The 14,986-nt window shown below is 35.5% G+C and carries 14 protein-coding genes and 2 tRNA genes (1 of these 16 only partly in view); 12 read left to right on the top strand and 4 right to left on the bottom strand.

What is annotated here, in order from left to right:
- The 3 genes from QUH73_RS16010 to QUH73_RS16000 form a co-directional block, all read left to right on the top strand.
- Positions 1-53 (top strand) — tRNA-Pro (locus QUH73_RS16010); it begins 122 nt to the left of the window's first position.
- 60 nt (positions 54-113) lie between these two features.
- Positions 114-188 (top strand) — tRNA-Pro (locus tag QUH73_RS16005).
- A 125-nt stretch (positions 189-313) separates the two neighbouring features.
- Positions 314-1,519 carry an L-serine ammonia-lyase gene (locus QUH73_RS16000; RefSeq protein WP_289531450.1) on the top strand — a complete coding sequence of 402 codons (1,206 nt, stop codon included), beginning with the start codon at positions 314-316 and terminating at the stop codon, positions 1,517-1,519.
- Positions 1,520-1,584: 65 nt separating this feature from the next.
- Here the strand turns inward: QUH73_RS16000 and QUH73_RS15995 are convergent, their stop codons facing one another.
- Positions 1,585-3,231: a M28 family metallopeptidase gene (locus QUH73_RS15995; RefSeq protein ID WP_289531449.1), complete on the bottom strand. Its 1,647-nt coding sequence runs from the start codon at positions 3,229-3,231 to the stop codon at positions 1,585-1,587.
- A 220-nt stretch (positions 3,232-3,451) separates the two neighbouring features.
- Between QUH73_RS15995 and QUH73_RS15990 the strand changes: the two genes are divergently transcribed.
- The 4 genes from QUH73_RS15990 to QUH73_RS15975 all read left to right on the top strand — a co-directional run bounded on the left by QUH73_RS15990 (position 3,452) and on the right by QUH73_RS15975 (position 7,103).
- Complete coding sequence (locus QUH73_RS15990; RefSeq protein ID WP_289531448.1) at positions 3,452-3,874, top strand: DoxX family protein; 423 nt, start codon at positions 3,452-3,454, stop codon at positions 3,872-3,874.
- An 849-nt stretch (positions 3,875-4,723) separates the two neighbouring features.
- On the top strand, positions 4,724-5,041 hold the full coding sequence (locus QUH73_RS15985; RefSeq protein WP_289531447.1) for a hypothetical protein: 318 nt from the start codon (positions 4,724-4,726) through the stop codon (positions 5,039-5,041).
- 144 nt (positions 5,042-5,185) lie between these two features.
- A complete protein-coding gene (locus QUH73_RS15980) occupies positions 5,186-6,496 on the top strand; it encodes a sigma-54-dependent transcriptional regulator (RefSeq protein WP_289531446.1) in 1,311 nt (436 codons plus the stop codon).
- An 82-nt stretch (positions 6,497-6,578) separates the two neighbouring features.
- On the top strand, positions 6,579-7,103 hold the full coding sequence (locus tag QUH73_RS15975) for a TlpA disulfide reductase family protein (protein ID WP_289531445.1): 525 nt from the start codon (positions 6,579-6,581) through the stop codon (positions 7,101-7,103).
- Between the two features lie 229 nt (positions 7,104-7,332).
- Here the strand turns inward: QUH73_RS15975 and QUH73_RS15970 are convergent, their stop codons facing one another.
- Complete coding sequence (locus QUH73_RS15970; protein ID WP_289531444.1) at positions 7,333-7,902, bottom strand: cob(I)yrinic acid a,c-diamide adenosyltransferase; 570 nt, start codon at positions 7,900-7,902, stop codon at positions 7,333-7,335.
- A 147-nt stretch (positions 7,903-8,049) separates the two neighbouring features.
- On the opposite strand from QUH73_RS15970, the gene QUH73_RS15965 reads away from it, so the two are divergent.
- From QUH73_RS15965 to QUH73_RS15955, 3 genes are all read left to right on the top strand, one after another.
- On the top strand, positions 8,050-8,676 hold the full coding sequence (locus QUH73_RS15965; protein WP_289531443.1) for a hypothetical protein: 627 nt from the start codon (positions 8,050-8,052) through the stop codon (positions 8,674-8,676).
- A 102-nt stretch (positions 8,677-8,778) separates the two neighbouring features.
- Complete coding sequence (locus QUH73_RS15960) at positions 8,779-9,723, top strand: tRNA-dihydrouridine synthase family protein (RefSeq protein WP_289531442.1); 945 nt, start codon at positions 8,779-8,781, stop codon at positions 9,721-9,723.
- Positions 9,724-9,727: 4 nt separating this feature from the next.
- On the top strand, positions 9,728-10,396 hold the full coding sequence (locus QUH73_RS15955; RefSeq protein WP_289531441.1) for an adenosylcobinamide amidohydrolase: 669 nt from the start codon (positions 9,728-9,730) through the stop codon (positions 10,394-10,396).
- Here QUH73_RS15955 and QUH73_RS15950 read toward each other — a convergent pair.
- Positions 10,369-10,917 carry an AAA family ATPase gene (locus tag QUH73_RS15950; RefSeq protein WP_289531440.1) on the bottom strand — a complete coding sequence of 183 codons (549 nt, stop codon included), beginning with the start codon at positions 10,915-10,917 and terminating at the stop codon, positions 10,369-10,371. The genes QUH73_RS15955 and QUH73_RS15950 overlap by 28 nt on opposite strands.
- Positions 10,918-10,923: 6 nt before the next feature.
- Positions 10,924-12,396: a cobyric acid synthase gene (locus tag QUH73_RS15945; RefSeq protein ID WP_289531439.1), complete on the bottom strand. Its 1,473-nt coding sequence runs from the start codon at positions 12,394-12,396 to the stop codon at positions 10,924-10,926.
- A 396-nt stretch (positions 12,397-12,792) separates the two neighbouring features.
- On the opposite strand from QUH73_RS15945, the gene QUH73_RS15940 reads away from it, so the two are divergent.
- Positions 12,793-13,248, top strand: coding sequence for an Lrp/AsnC ligand binding domain-containing protein (locus QUH73_RS15940; protein ID WP_289531438.1), 456 nt, complete (start codon positions 12,793-12,795; stop codon positions 13,246-13,248).
- A 142-nt stretch (positions 13,249-13,390) separates the two neighbouring features.
- Complete coding sequence (locus tag QUH73_RS15935; protein WP_289531437.1) at positions 13,391-14,776, top strand: aminopeptidase P family protein; 1,386 nt, start codon at positions 13,391-13,393, stop codon at positions 14,774-14,776.
- The last annotated feature ends 210 nt before the right edge of the window (positions 14,777-14,986 follow it).

Here is a 14,986-nt window from a genome sequence, read left to right as displayed (position 1 = left end):
ATCGCGCCTGCTTTGGGAGCAGGAGGTCGCAGGTTCGAATCCTGCCACCCCGACAATATTTTAGAAAAGTTTTAAAGCTTTTCTTTATCAAATAGAATACCGGAATTAAGTTTCGGGGTGTAGCGTAGCCCGGTTATCGCGCCTGCTTTGGGAGCAGGAGGTCGCAGGTTCGAATCCTGCCACCCCGACAAAAGAGAGAAATCATTTGGTTTCTCTTTTTTTGTGCAATATATTTTCAAATCGCATATTGAAAATATATTGACTTTCTTACATTTGCACCAAACTTACACAACAACAACAACAAAACGTTATAATGGAATCAATAAAAGAACTTTATCGCATTGGGTATGGGCCTTCGAGTAGTCATACAATGGGACCTCGGAAAGCTGCAGAACAGTTTTTGCTGCGCCATCCTAAAGCAGATAAATATGAGGTAACTCTGTTTGGAAGCTTGGCCGCGACGGGTAAAGGACATTTGACGGGTGTTGCAATAGAAAAGGTATTTGAGGAGAAAGATTTAAATTTGATTTGGAAGCCTGAAGAGTTTTTAAAAAGGCATCCCAATGCATTACGTTTCAAAGCTTTTTTTGCATCAGGTGAGTTGATTGAAGAATGGACTGCCTACAGTATTGGCGGTGGAGCAATAATAGATGACAATACCGAGTTGTCTGCCCAAAAAATATATGGGTTGACTACTATGGATGAAATATTAGAGTGGTGCAAAAGCAATAAAAAGCAACTTTGGGAGTACGTGGAATTGATGGAGGGAGAATGTATTTGGGATTATCTGGATGAGGTTTGGACTGCAATGAAAAAGGCCATTAAAAGAGGGATGAATAAAGAGGGAGAACTTCCGGGAGGTTTAGAGCTGGAGCGTAAGTCTCATTCGTATCAATTAAAAGCGAAAACGTTAAGCGGACCGATGAGGAAACGGTCCATGTTGTATTCATTTGCCTTAGCTGTTTCTGAAGAAAATTCGAGTGGAGGTGTAATTGTAACTGCTCCAACATGTGGAGCCTGTGGTGTTTTGCCTGCTGTTCTATATTATCATAAGAAATTCTATAAATTTGAAAAAAAGGACGTCTTGAAAGCTTTAGCGACTGCTGGCTTAATTGGAAATTTGGTTAAGACCAATGCTTCAATTTCCGGAGCAGAAGTTGGTTGTCAGGGAGAAGTGGGTACTGCTTGTGCCATGGCTTCCGGAGCAGCCACTCAGTTGCATGGAGGGACTGTATACCAGGTTGAATATTCTGCCGAAATGGGTTTGGAACATCATCTGGGGCTTACTTGTGATCCTGTTCTTGGTTTGGTTCAAATACCATGCATTGAACGCAATGTTTTTGCAGCCGCACGTGCTTTAAACCACAATACTTATGCTTTGCTTTCAGATGGCCGTCACAGAATTAGTTTTGATCAGGTGACTGAAACAATGATGAAGACCGGACTTGATTTACCTTACACTTATAAAGAAACATCCCTGGGAGGATTGGCTTCATTAAAAGTCTTTAATTATAAATAATACATAAAAGAAATGAGCTTGATTCATAATCGAATCAAGCTCATTTCTTTTAAATATGCCTAAATTTATTCGAGATCTTTTTCTCTTCTCGCTTTAAATTCTGATCCGTCTTTCCATTTTGGAAATTCATCTTGATTGGCTAATTCCCAACCAATACGGAAAAGTAATCGGGCATCTTCTGCAACACCATCTAAATTCCACCACTCTTCGTATTCATCAAAAGGTTTGTGATAATAATTAGCCAGCCAGTCTTTCTCTTTGCCAGACATGTAATCAATGCCTTTTTCTCTGCTATCGTTGTTGCCACGAGCAAATAGTGCCGGAACACCTGCACGGGCAAAACTGAAATGATCTGATCGGTAATACATTCCCGATTGAGGGTTCGGATCAGGAAGGATGTATCGATCCTGTATTTTGGCTGCCTTTCTAACATACTCGTCCAGATCTGATTGTCCATATCCCGTAATCATTACGTCTTTCATGCGCCCATAAGGCAACATCAGATCATTGTTAATATTTGCAACTGTTTTGTTTAGCGGAAAAATTGGATTGTCAACATAAAAGCCAGAACCATTTAGTCCTGATTCTTCTGCGGAAGGCGCTAAAAAAATAATAGATCGGCGAGGCTGATGAGGCATGGCTTTAAAAGCTCTGGCAATTTCAAACATCCATGCAAGCGAGGTTCCATTGTCAACAGCACCGTTGTAAATTGAATCGCCATTCATTTTTGGACCAATTCCAAGGTGATCCCAATGTGCAGAATAGAAAATATATTCATCTGCCAGATCTGTTCCTTTTATTATTCCGAGTACATTGTGTGTAACATCAAAATGAGCTGAATTTTTAAAGGCAACGCTTAATTTCGTACTTAAATTAAAACCTGTAAATTCTTTTTGTTTGGCTGCTTGAATTTCAGTGTCTAGATCCTTACCTGCATCCGCAAATAATTGTTTGGTGGCAGTTAAAGTCAACCAGCCTTCGACTAAACATCTCGATTGATAATTATCCTTAGCTCTCTGATATAATTTAGGAACTGATGCCGAGTTCAAGACAACTGACCATGGATATCCTGCAGGTTTGTCTTGATGAATAATCAGTATTCCTTCAGCTCCCTGACGGGCTGCTTCCTCGTATTTATAGGTCCATCGACCATAATATGTCATTTCATTGGCCTTAAAAAAACTCTTATCTGTTGAGCCAAAACCAGGGTCGTTCACCAAAACAACTACGGTTTTTCCTTTAACATCCAAGTCTCTGTAGTCGTTCCAGTCGTATTCCGGAGCTACAATCCCGTAGCCTGCAAATACTAAGTCAGATTCTGTTAATACGATTTCATCCTGAATGCGTCGGGAGAAGGTGACAAAATCCTCCCCGTAGGTTAGTTTTTCCACCTTGTCAGATGATTTTAAACTAAGAAATTCGGGAGCTGTAAGTGATATTTCTACTAAGGGAACTTCCTGAAAGTAGGAATTCATGTTGATAGGATCAAGCCCTATTTCTTTATACTGTTGCGCGATGTAATTAATGGTTTTTACTTCACCTTCAGAAAATGGTTTTCGTCCTTGGTATTCATCGGATCCCAATTCTTTGATGTAATTTATCATTTTCTCTGTAGAGATGACCGATTCTGCTTTTTTTAAACTTTTATCGGTGGAACTGCACGCCATTGTTAGTGTGGTGATAGCTAGTGTTAATAGTATTTTTATTTGCATGATGTTTGTTTTGCTTAAAAGTAGAAAACAAAGTTTAAATGCTTGTAGTGCATACATATATTGTTTTTAATTTAAACTCTGTATTAATAAATTTCATTAATGTTTTTTTAATGAAATCCAGCTCACAATTTATGATGAGGGTTCAGGCTATCTTGCATTTTAATAGGAAACTTAGAATACGTCCTGCTATTTTTGTAGATTTAAAAAAAGAAAAATTATTATGAAGTCGAAACGAAAATATCGAACTATTGAAATGTTGCTAAGAATAGTAACGGCTATTATATTGATTCAAACATTACATTTTAAATTTACAGGTCATCCTGAGGCCGTTCATATCTTTTCTGCAATTGGGATGGAACCTTGGGGACGGTTTGGTATTGGTGCAATTGAATTGATAGCGGGTGTTTTGCTTTTTCTGCCTAATTTATGGAAAATAGCAGCTGTAATTACTTCTGGATTGATGTTTGGAGCAATTGGTTTTCATTTATTTACCTCGGTTGGCGTTGTTGTTGAATATGATGGCACTTCTGATGGAGGTCAGTTGTTTGCGATGGCGGTTGTTGCATTTCTTTTTAGTTGTACATTAATGTATAGGGCCAATTTACCTGAGATGTATAGGAGCTATTTTCCCAAACGAGATTAGATTTAGTGTTGGAAAAGCTTTCACATAAGGAGAAATGTACTTGTTTTCGTAGTCGTTTTTGTACTTAATGTGGAGCATCAGTAATATTTTACTGTTCACGAAAAAGAATATCTGTTAAAGATTATCGTGAATGATAATTTATCTGGTTATATGTTAGTTCTGTTTTGGTTGTATAAAGTTTTATTGCAGGAATAATTGATGCGGTACTTTTTCCAAGGATTATTGTTTAAGCCATTTTTCATGGAGTTGTCGATTATAAAGTTCTTACTCCACCAATTCCATTTCTGCTTGCTAATTTTTCTGTGAAGCTAATATACATTGCAAGCAATTTAAAAGGCAGAGTAAAGTGCAGTGATATATTTATTTCGGCTTTGCCGTATGCTGATCCTGCCTATCTTCTGAAAAAGTTCCTGATTAATGATAAATTACTGTCGAAAGCTGTAGTTCTATATTTGAAAGAGAAAAAATGCAGGCAAAAGATTATTTTTTAAGTCTGATTATTGAAAGGAACAATTAATCGATTAGATAACTTATTTAATAATACTTACTATAATACTCCCTTCACTCCAATTTTTATAATTTTCTTTATTTATATCTAAAGAATAAGTATTTACGTGCTGTGAATTTATTTTATAGTAAATAAAGAGTGGAATTTATCCCCACATAATTGTGTAGTCTACAATTTTAAGACGAGGTGTTTATTAGTGCTTGTATTCATTTGAGTCTTTTTAGTTGTCACATATAAAGCACTTTATGTAATTTTCTGTTGTAGTGTGTCATTTCTGGCATAGATATTTCATAAGAGATCATGTTATTATATTTTAATATTCATATAAAAATTGATTAGTTATGAAAAGAGTTTTGATTGTATCAGCAGTAGCATTAATGTGTAGTTTAAGTATTCCAACATCAGTTTCAGCTGGGAATTTAGTTTCAGAGACAAGCCTTGTGCAGGAAGACGTGAAATATGAAGAATTAAAATCCGAAGAACTTCCTAAAATGGTTCAGACAGCAATTACGGAATCATATTCGGAATATGCAATTCTTAAATCATTTATCGGAAATGATGGATCGTACAAGATTATCTTGTCAAAACCAGAGGGAAACATTGCTGTTTATTTCAACACGAAGGGAGAATTCGTAAAACAGGAAGAATTAGCGTCTTAAATAATAAACCCATTTAAGCAGTTTACCCAAATTTGTAATGTTTAAACCTCTATCGATATGTAAATACAATATCGATAGAGGTTATTCTGATGGATATTAAATAGCAGAGGAATTAAATTTCACACAACAAAATTGATCAGTAGTATGAATAGTATTCTTATTGTGGATGATGATGCAACATTTTGTTTAATGTTGAAGAATTTTTTTGAACGAAAAGATTTTATTGTCACTACGAGTTTTTCATCAGTTGAGGCAAAAAGAAAGATTCAGTTGAAATTTTATGATATCGTACTTACTGATTTAAGAATGCCCGAGGTTTGTGGGATGGAAATCATAAGCTTTGTGAAGAAAATTGCTCCAAAGACTGCAGTGGTAATGATGACAAGTTATGCAGATATCTCATCTGCAATAAAATCGATTAAATTAGGAGCTTATGATTTTATTTCAAAACCATTCGGTCCCGATGAGGTTTTAAATATTGTTAACAAGGCTCTTTCGTGTCAAAATCCTATTGTAAAATCGAAATCACAGGTATCTTCAGGTATTCAGAATTATTATCAAGGCAAAGGAAAATTATCGCAACAATTACTAAAGCATATTGATTTAATTGCTCCTACTCTGATGTCAGTTTTAATTGTGGGTGAGAGTGGTACTGGAAAGGAAATTATAGCGAAAATGATTCATGAAAAAAGTGATAGGTCTCAAAAACCATTTGTTGCCGTCGATTGTGGATCTATTTCAAAGACGCTGGCTTTAAGTGAATTTTTCGGACATGAAAAAGGTGCATTTACAGGTGCTGTTACTGATAAAATCGGACATTTTGAGGCTGCGAATGGAGGTGTTCTGTTTTTGGATGAGGTAGGAAACCTTAATCATTCAACGCAAGTTCAATTATTGCGTGCTTTACAAGAAAGAAAAGTGAAGCATGTAGGTAGTAATATAGAGGTTTCGGTTGATGTTAGGATTCTTGCTGCAACAAATGATGATTTAAAGGAGTCGAAGCAGATTGGTGCTTTTCGGGAGGATTTATATCATCGCCTAAATGAATTTCAGATTAATGTTCCTCCTTTAAGAGAAAGAAAGTCTGATATTATGCATTTTGCGAATTTTTTTCTAAACATGGCAAATTGCAGCCTTGGGAAATCGGTAGTTGGTTTTGATAAAAGTGTGGAATATGTCTTTACTAATTATGCTTGGCCAGGTAATTTAAGAGAAATGAAGAATACCGTTCAGCGTGCAACTCTTCTTACAAAAAGTGAGTTAATTACTTTAAATGAACTACCGTGTTCTTTTTATGAAAATACTCAGGAATATTTAAATCCACTATTCGAATCTGAAGGTGAGAGGATTAAAAGAGTTTTAAATATTTCGGATTATAATAAGAGTAAGGCTGCTCGCTTGTTAAATATGGATAGAAAAACCCTTTACAGAAAAATTAAGATCTATAAATTATGAAGTAGATGGCAAAGCTTATTTGAATTTTATCTTTATTTGTTTAGGTTTGGAGGTATAATTTTTAAAAAATCCATAAGGAGAAATGAATAAGGTAATTATAATAATTGGTTTAGTTATGGGATTAGTTTTTTCAGGAATGGCGCAAACTCAAGATTCCAGAGGGTATATCGTGAAGGTAGGAGATATGGCACCCGATTTCGAAATGAATCTAACCGATGGGAGTACATTGAAGCTGTCAGATTTAAAAGGAAAAGTTGTGATGCTGCAGTTTACGGCTAGTTGGTGTGGGGTTTGCCGCAAAGAAATGCCGTTTATCGAGAAGGAAATATGGCAGGACCACAAAGAGAAGGAATTTGCCTTATATGCCTTGGATTTGGATGAGCCACTAGAAAAGGCTGAGAAATTAATAGCAGCAACAGGAATAACTTATCCGGTTGCATTGGATAAAGGGGCAGGAATATTTACTAAGTATGCACACAAGGAAAGTGGCGTAACCCGTAATGTAATTGTTAATAAGGAAGGCAAAATTATTTATCTCACCAGATTGTTTAATCATGAGGAGTTTGATGGAATGAAAATGGTGATTGAAGCGGAATTGAAAAAATAATTTGTTGCCGAAAGAAAATGCAATAGCTAAAAAGAAAAAGGGCGGTGACTAGCCGCCCTAAACTACTACTTAAATTTACTTATGAATTAGTACAATCAATCACCTAAGTGTTTAACAGACTTTCTTCACTGACAAAGGTAATGTATGATGTTAATTTTTATTGTTAAAATGCATCCTTTTTTATGAACTAATGATTTTGATAAATGAATCGCCAATTATTGATGAATAGTCATTTCGCTTTTTTTCGAAAAGACCTCCAAATTTCTTCATTTACATTATTACGATCCATTTCTGATCTTGATAGAATAAAAAATAGATCCGAAAGCCTGTTGATATAAGATGTAATACATTCTTCAATAGGTTCTTCATTAATTACGCTAACAAGTCTTCTTTCAGCTCTTCTTATCTGTGTTCTCGCGATGTGGCACAGCGCAGAAACCTCATTTCCTCCAGGCAATAGAAAAAAATCGGAAGGACTTTTTATTTTCATTTCTAATTCATTCATCCACGCCTCTTGCGAATTGGCTCCAAATTTAACTTCTTCCGAAGGATTTATCTCTATAGAATAATCTGCGCGGGCAATAAACCCCATAATTTCCATCAGGTCTTTCTGTATTTGATGCAGTTGAGCTTGCCACTCATGGCCGCTTCCTAATTTTACACGAAGTAAACCAATTGTAGAGTTGGCTTCGTCAATGCTGCCATTGCATTCAATTTTTACAGAATCTTTAGAGACTCTAATTCCTCCTGACAAACCAGTTTGTCCTCTATCGCCTTTGCGTGTATATATTTTTCTCATTCGTTTAACTTTTTTATCAAAGATATTTAAATCACTAAAATATTCATTTGTTTTACTTTCGCAATTGAAAAATGCCTAATTTTATGCCTATCTTGAGGAGATCAAAAAGATTTCGATTTAGTTTATTTTATTTAGCTGTAATGGTTTATGGACAAGGATTTTATTCATATTATAGAGAAGGTAAGGGCTTATTTGTTCAAAAATGGTTTAAGTGGCTTTTCTTTTGATAAGGTTAAAGATTTTGGAGTGTCGCCATCTGATGTATCCAAATTTGTTGATTCGGTAGAGGAGTTGGTTGAAAAAATTCTTGAATACGAACGAAAATCGTTTGAGTCCATTTTTACTCAATACAATTTTGAAGGTCAGAATGCAATTGATATATTATTTATTGTAAGTCAGGAGATGAATGACCGTTTCGAAAACTTAACTCCATCCGTTACAATGGAATTTGAGAGTCGTTTTCCGAGAGTGTATAAAAAGCATATGGATGAGCGGATGGAATTTATTTTTGATAAAATTAAAATAAATGTAGAAAAAGGAATAGCACAAGGTATGTATCGCGATGATCTTAGCAGCGAGATTGTTGGACGGATGTATCTGGCGAGACTTGAAGATATGCATAATCCTGAACTATATCCTCCGGAGAGATTTAAGTTTGGTACAATCTACGATACAATGATTGATCAATTTGTAAAAAGTATTGGTACCGAGGATGGAATTAATTATTATCGTCAGCGTAAACAATTACTGGGTGTTTTAAGTTTTGGACGATAAAATGATATTTGCAGGAATAAGTTCTCCTGTATTTTGGACTATTTATTCAGGCGATTGCCTTCCAAAAGCATTTGGGAGGGACAAACAAGAAATTATAATCACATGAAAATTTCATTAGCACCTCTTCAGGGATATACTGATTGGGTGTTCCGACAAGCATATGAAAAATGCATTGGGGGCGTAGATGAATTCTATACCCCTTTTCTTGTTCTTCAAAATTCAGGAGAATTAAGAACCTCGCACAAAAGAGAAGTAGAGCCATTTTTGGAAAGAAATAATCGATTGGTGCCTCAGTTTTTAAGCGGATCGGTTAAGGAGTTTCAATTTTTTGAGACGTATCTTTCAGGTTTAGGGTATGAAAAAATGAATTGGAATTTAGGGTGTCCTTTTCCACTGGTTACCCGGAAAAAGAAAGGATCTGGTTTGTTACCATATCCTGAAAAGATACAGGATATTCTGGAAAATGGATATTCCGGAAAAATTGACCTGTCGATTAAAATGCGGTTGGGTTTGGAAGATAAATCGGAAATACTTTCGGTTTTAGATGTGATGAAGAACTTTACTATTGATGAAATTATCATTCATCCACGCATTGGGAAGCAAATGTATAAGGAAAGTGCCGATCGGGATTATTTCCAGGAAATTCAGGAAGGTTTTGATAAAATTATTGGATTCAATGGTGATATTGAGACACTTGATGATTTTGAAAGTTTGAGTGCTCAATTCCCAAACCTAAATCATGTAATGATAGGGAGAGGTGTTTTGAGAGATTATTGGTTGCCGGCAAAAATAAAAGGAATAGAAATTTTATCTGCAGATATTCGTAAAAAAGCATTGCGTAAAATGCACGATGAAATTTTTTCTACTTATACTTCATTTTTAAGTGGAGATACGCAAATCTTGCAAAAAGTGAAGCCTTTTTGGGAGTATTTCTCCAGCCATTTTGAGAATGAGAGAAAAGTTTACAAAGGAATCAAGAAATCGGGTGGCTTAAAAAAATATCACGAGGCCGTTTCGTTTGCATTCCAACAAAATGTAAAGGAGTAGAAGAATGAAATTTTCAATCGAATTAACGGATCAATTCCTTCATGTTGAGTTTCAGAATCCTGTTAGGATGGTAAGTTCTGCGATTTTAAATGGTGGCTGCCAAAATGCCAGTCATTTTTTGAATATAAAAGTTGATGCTAATTTTAATGGCGAAAGAACTGATTTTGAATCCCCGGATATTACCCTTAAAGGAATCGTTGACTCCAAAAATTGGGAAGGGAATTGTGTGGGAATGATGACTGCGGCTTTAATGAGTTCGTTCCGAAGAATTCGAGTTGAAAAGCAAGGGGTTTGGATAGAGGTTTTTGTTACATCAGGAGTGTCAAATGCCCGTAGGGCAGGAGATGAGGCTGATTATCAATTCGTGAATGAGGAGTGTCAAAAAATCGGGACTATTAATATTCTGGTTACCACTAATGCTAATCTTTCTGACGCTGGTATGGTCGAATGCATTATGATGGTGGCGGAAGCAAAAGCTGCTTGTCTGCAGGATTTAAAAGTTCAGAGCCCGGTTAGTGGATTGATGGCTACAGGAACAGGAACTGATTCCACAGCAATCGCATGTGGTACGGGGCCTATGGTTCAGTATTGTGGCAAACATGTTTTGTTTGGGGAAATGTTGGCAAAAACAACTTATAAAGCTATTTATGAATCATTATCGCCAGCCAAATAATTGATAATAAATAGGGCTCTTTCTGCTACTGAATTTTTAGGAAGTTCAACAACAGTAAAACCCAATTCCTTATAGGTGTTTTTTATGAAAACTGATATTTCCATCGCATCTTCAAATGATTCCGGTCTTTCTGCATCGTTAATAAAAATCTCTTTCCAAGGTGGAGCAAGAAATACGGTTTTGTTGTATTGGTCTGATTTTTTAAAATATTTTAATGGAACAGCCAAGTCTCCTCGTCTTACGTAGGCGATAATATCAGGCAAACCACGGTCAAAAAAACACTTTCTCTCTGGTGTACATTCAGTAAGCTGAGAATTCATACGCTCAAAACAAATTTCTGCAAATTCGGATAGATTCTGCCAAGGAACTTTATCTCCGCCAATTTGATGTTGCTCCTGAATAACAATTCTTGATATTTCTTCAAAACACTGATAGCCTTGTTCTGATAATTTATTTAAAAGAGTAGATTTTCCTGATCCCGGGCCACCAGTAATTATGTATCGATTATGGTACTTGTTCATGTTCAGTTAATTTTCTTTTAAATGAGCGTAAAACAGATCCATATCTATGTTTTCTCTTATTAAATCGGCCAGTTTGTTGTATTGGTTTTCTTTAAATTCCTGATAATTAAAATCACTTTCTTGTTCCAGATTGAATCCGGATAACAGGTGTTGAATCACAATTTTGTTGTCAAGAATACCATGAATATAACTTCCCCAACAGTTCTGGTTTAGAAAATAGCCATCAGTTTTTCCATTTGATAAAATGCATAGTGGTATGTTATTTTGGACGGCAATAGTTTCTCCCATATGAATTTCATATCCAAAGCACTCTTGATTTGAATCTCTGAATTTGAAAGTGCATTGTTCTGTGAGTTTTTCATTGGTGATCGCTGTTTCTACAGGAAGAATCCCCAGACCGGGTATGCTTTCAATGTTGCCTTCAATTTGAAGAGGATCGCTAATTTTTTCACCCATCATCTGGTAACCACCGCAAATACCTATTACTTTTTTTCCGTTTTTATAGGCTTTTATAATAGACAAGGCAACACCGTTTTGTTTTAGTTCCTGAAGATCAGAAATAGTGTTTTTGCTTCCAGGAAGGATTATGATGTCGGCAGTTTCTATTTCTAAAGGATTGTTTGTGTAAAAAAGATGAACTCTTGGATCATGTTCAAGAACGTCAAAATCAGTAAAGTTGGCCATGCGCGGTAAAATAACAACAGCACAGTTAATCTTTTCTTTACTGGATGTTTTTGATTTTTTCCCGAGACTAACAGAATCTTCCTCTTCAATATGGATATCTTTAAAATAGGGGAGGATTCCGATAACAGGTTTGCCGGTAAGATCTTCAATAATCTTTTTCCCGTCTTCGAACAGTTTTAGATCTCCTCTAAATTTATTGATGATAATTCCCTTGATTTGCTTGCGTTCGTTTTCATCGAGTAACTGAATACTTCCATAAACACTCGCGAAAACACCACCTTTATCTATATCAGCAATTAAATAGGTGACCGCATTGGCTTCAATAGCCATTCGCATGTTGGTGATGTCTCTGGTTTTTAAATTAAGTTCGGATATACTGCCAGCTCCTTCCAATACAACAGGATTGTATTTTTCGTTTAAACGATGAAATGCAGATTTTGCTTCTTCAAATAATGCAAGCTTATTATTCCCCATAAAATATTCGACCGTGGTTTGCGTGCCAATAGGTTTTCCATTCAAAACAACTTGTGAGCTTTTATCATTTGTAGGCTTTAGTAATACAGGATTCATATCGGTATGACAAGCTAATCCGCAGGCTTCTGCTTGAACGGCCTGTGCCCGGCCAATTTCAAATCCTTCTGGTGTTGCGAAAGAGTTTAGCGACATATTTTGAGCTTTGAATGGAGCCGGTTGATAGCCATCCTGCTTAAGAATTCTGCAAAACCCTGTGTTGATAATACTTTTTCCAACATCCGATCCTGTGCCGACAAACATTAATGGTCTTAATTTAATCATAAAGTGTTTATTTTCATTTCAACTAATGGAGATCGTTGATATTTAAAAAGAGCAATTTTAATTGGCTTTCAAAATTAGTCTTTTTTTATCGAGTTGTTTTTGTTGTAAAACAGTATTTTTGGGAAATTTAGTGAGGTTTAACTGAATAAAACGTAAGCTTGAATGCCTGTGTGAATTGGTTCTAAATATTGTGAATCTGTAGTTTCATATTTCATTTACTTATGAATTAGTAATAATTTTGCTAATATTGTAATGAATTGTAACAAGTGGTCTCTTTGTAATAGTAAATTAGCTGCATGATAATGTGGCTCATGTGGTATTTTTACTATATCAATTTGGAATGTTTAAATTTCCGCAACCATCCACTAACTATTTAAATCTAAATCATAAATACTAATGAAAGTTCAAATTGATGCTGTAGATCAGAAGATTCTATCTTACTTGATAAAAAATGCAAGGATTCCATTTTTGGAAATAGCCAGAGAGTGTGGGATTTCTGGTGCTGCAATTCATCAAAGAGTTAAAAAACTGGAAGATGCAGGGATTATTGATGGGTCTAGATTTATTGTTAAGCCAAGAGCTTTAGGATATGAGGTGTGTGCCTTTGTTGGTATTTCTCTTGATCATGCACATCAATATAAAATGGTTGTAGATAAAATTGACGCTATTCCTGAAATTGTAGAATGTCATTTTACTACTGGCAACTTTACATTTTTGGTAAAGATGCTTTGCAGGGATAATCAGCATTTGATGGATATCTTAATTAATACACTGCAGAATATTCCTGGGATATCAAAAACGGAAACATTTATTTCCTTGGATCAAACAGTGGATCGGGAAATTAAACTATAACAATAATTTATTGAATTATGAGGCTTTCATTATCGGAAGCCTTTTTTTTGTATCTATAAATAGTCGTTATAGTTATACCAAATAACTCTCTTTTTTGTATCTTTCGAATTCATTTTACAAAACACTTAAAATACAAAGCAACATGTTTCCAAAAGAAGTATATATTAAAAGACGTAATCAATTACGTGAAATAATGAAAGACGGAATTGCATTGGTATTGGGTAATCCTGAAGCACCAATGAATTACGCAGATAATGTTTATCATTATCGTCAGGATAGTACATTTTTGTATTTTTTTGGTATCGATCATCCGGGTTTTGCCGGTGTTTTTGATATCGATAATAATAAAGATTATATTTTTGGTGATGATGTTGATATTGATGATATAATTTGGATGGGACCACAGCCAAGAGTTGCAGATCAAGCTGCATGTTTTGGCGTTGAAAACACAGCTCCGTTTAATGATTTGAAATCTCTTGTTGCTGAAGCAATAAAAGAAGGTCGAAAAATCCATTTTCTACCAGTTTATCGTGCCGAAAATAAAATTTTGATTCATGAAATTGTGGGCACACCATTAAATGCAATTAAGGAGAATGCATCAGAAGAATTTGTTAAAGCAGTTATTTCGCTTCGTGAAATAAAAGATGAGTACGAAATTAAGGAATTAGAGCGTGCTGCTGCAATTGGGTATGAGATTCATACAACAGCAATGAAAATGGCCAAAGATGGTGTTTACGAAAGAGAAATTGCTGGGGAATGCGAAGCTATAGCATTAAGAGCGGGAGGACTGCTCTCATTCCCGGCTATTGTTTCAAGAAGAGGAGAAACTTTGCACAATCATGAGCATGGTAATCTGCTTAAAGCAGGAGATTTATTGCTTGTGGATAGTGGTGCTGAAACGGATTCTCATTATGCTTCTGATAATACCCGAACAATTCCTGTAGGAGGAAAATTTAGTCAAAAGCAAAAAGAAATATATGAAATTGTGTTGGCTGGAATCAACAAAGGCAATGAGTTGATTCGTCCGGGGGTTACTTATCAGAGTATTCACTTGGAGGTTTGTAAAGTTCTTGCCACCGGCTTAAAGGAAGTTGGTTTAATGAAAGGTGATGTTGATGAGGCTGTGAAGGCTGGTGCTCATGCCTTATTTATGCCGCATGGTCTTGGGCATATGATGGGATTGGATGTGCACGACATGGAAGATTTCGGTGAGAATCTGGTTGGATACGATGAAAAGGTACAGCGAATTGATCAGTTTGGAACTGCTTATTTACGTCTTGGAAAAGAACTAAAACCAGGTTTTGTAATCACTAATGAGCCGGGGATTTATTTTATTCCGGCATTAATGGATAAATGGAAGCTGGAAGGATTGCATTTGGACTATATCAATTATGATAAAGTCTATGAATATCGTACTTTTGGGGGCATTCGTTTGGAAGACGATGTATTGGTAACTGAACACGGAAATCGTTTGATTGGAAAGAGAATTCCGATTGGTATAGAGGAAGTTGAGAATATAATGAGTTAAATATTAACAGTAAGTATACTTAAAAGGCAGCGTTTCTGGGGAATGCTGCCTTTTTTATTATCGTTAATTCGTTTAATTTTACTTAAATTTGCTTTTTTATAGTAAACATGTAACAAAAATCATCTTTTATCAGTTTAAACAGATACTTTGCGGAGTTTTTTTAAACCTACAAGGAAATGATATATTGATTTAATGAATTGTTTTGTTTAA

Source organism: Labilibaculum sp. K2S (assembly GCF_030372765.1).
Classification (GTDB): domain Bacteria; phylum Bacteroidota; class Bacteroidia; order Bacteroidales; family Marinifilaceae; genus Labilibaculum.
This window is presented reverse-complemented; position numbering and strand designations above follow the sequence as displayed.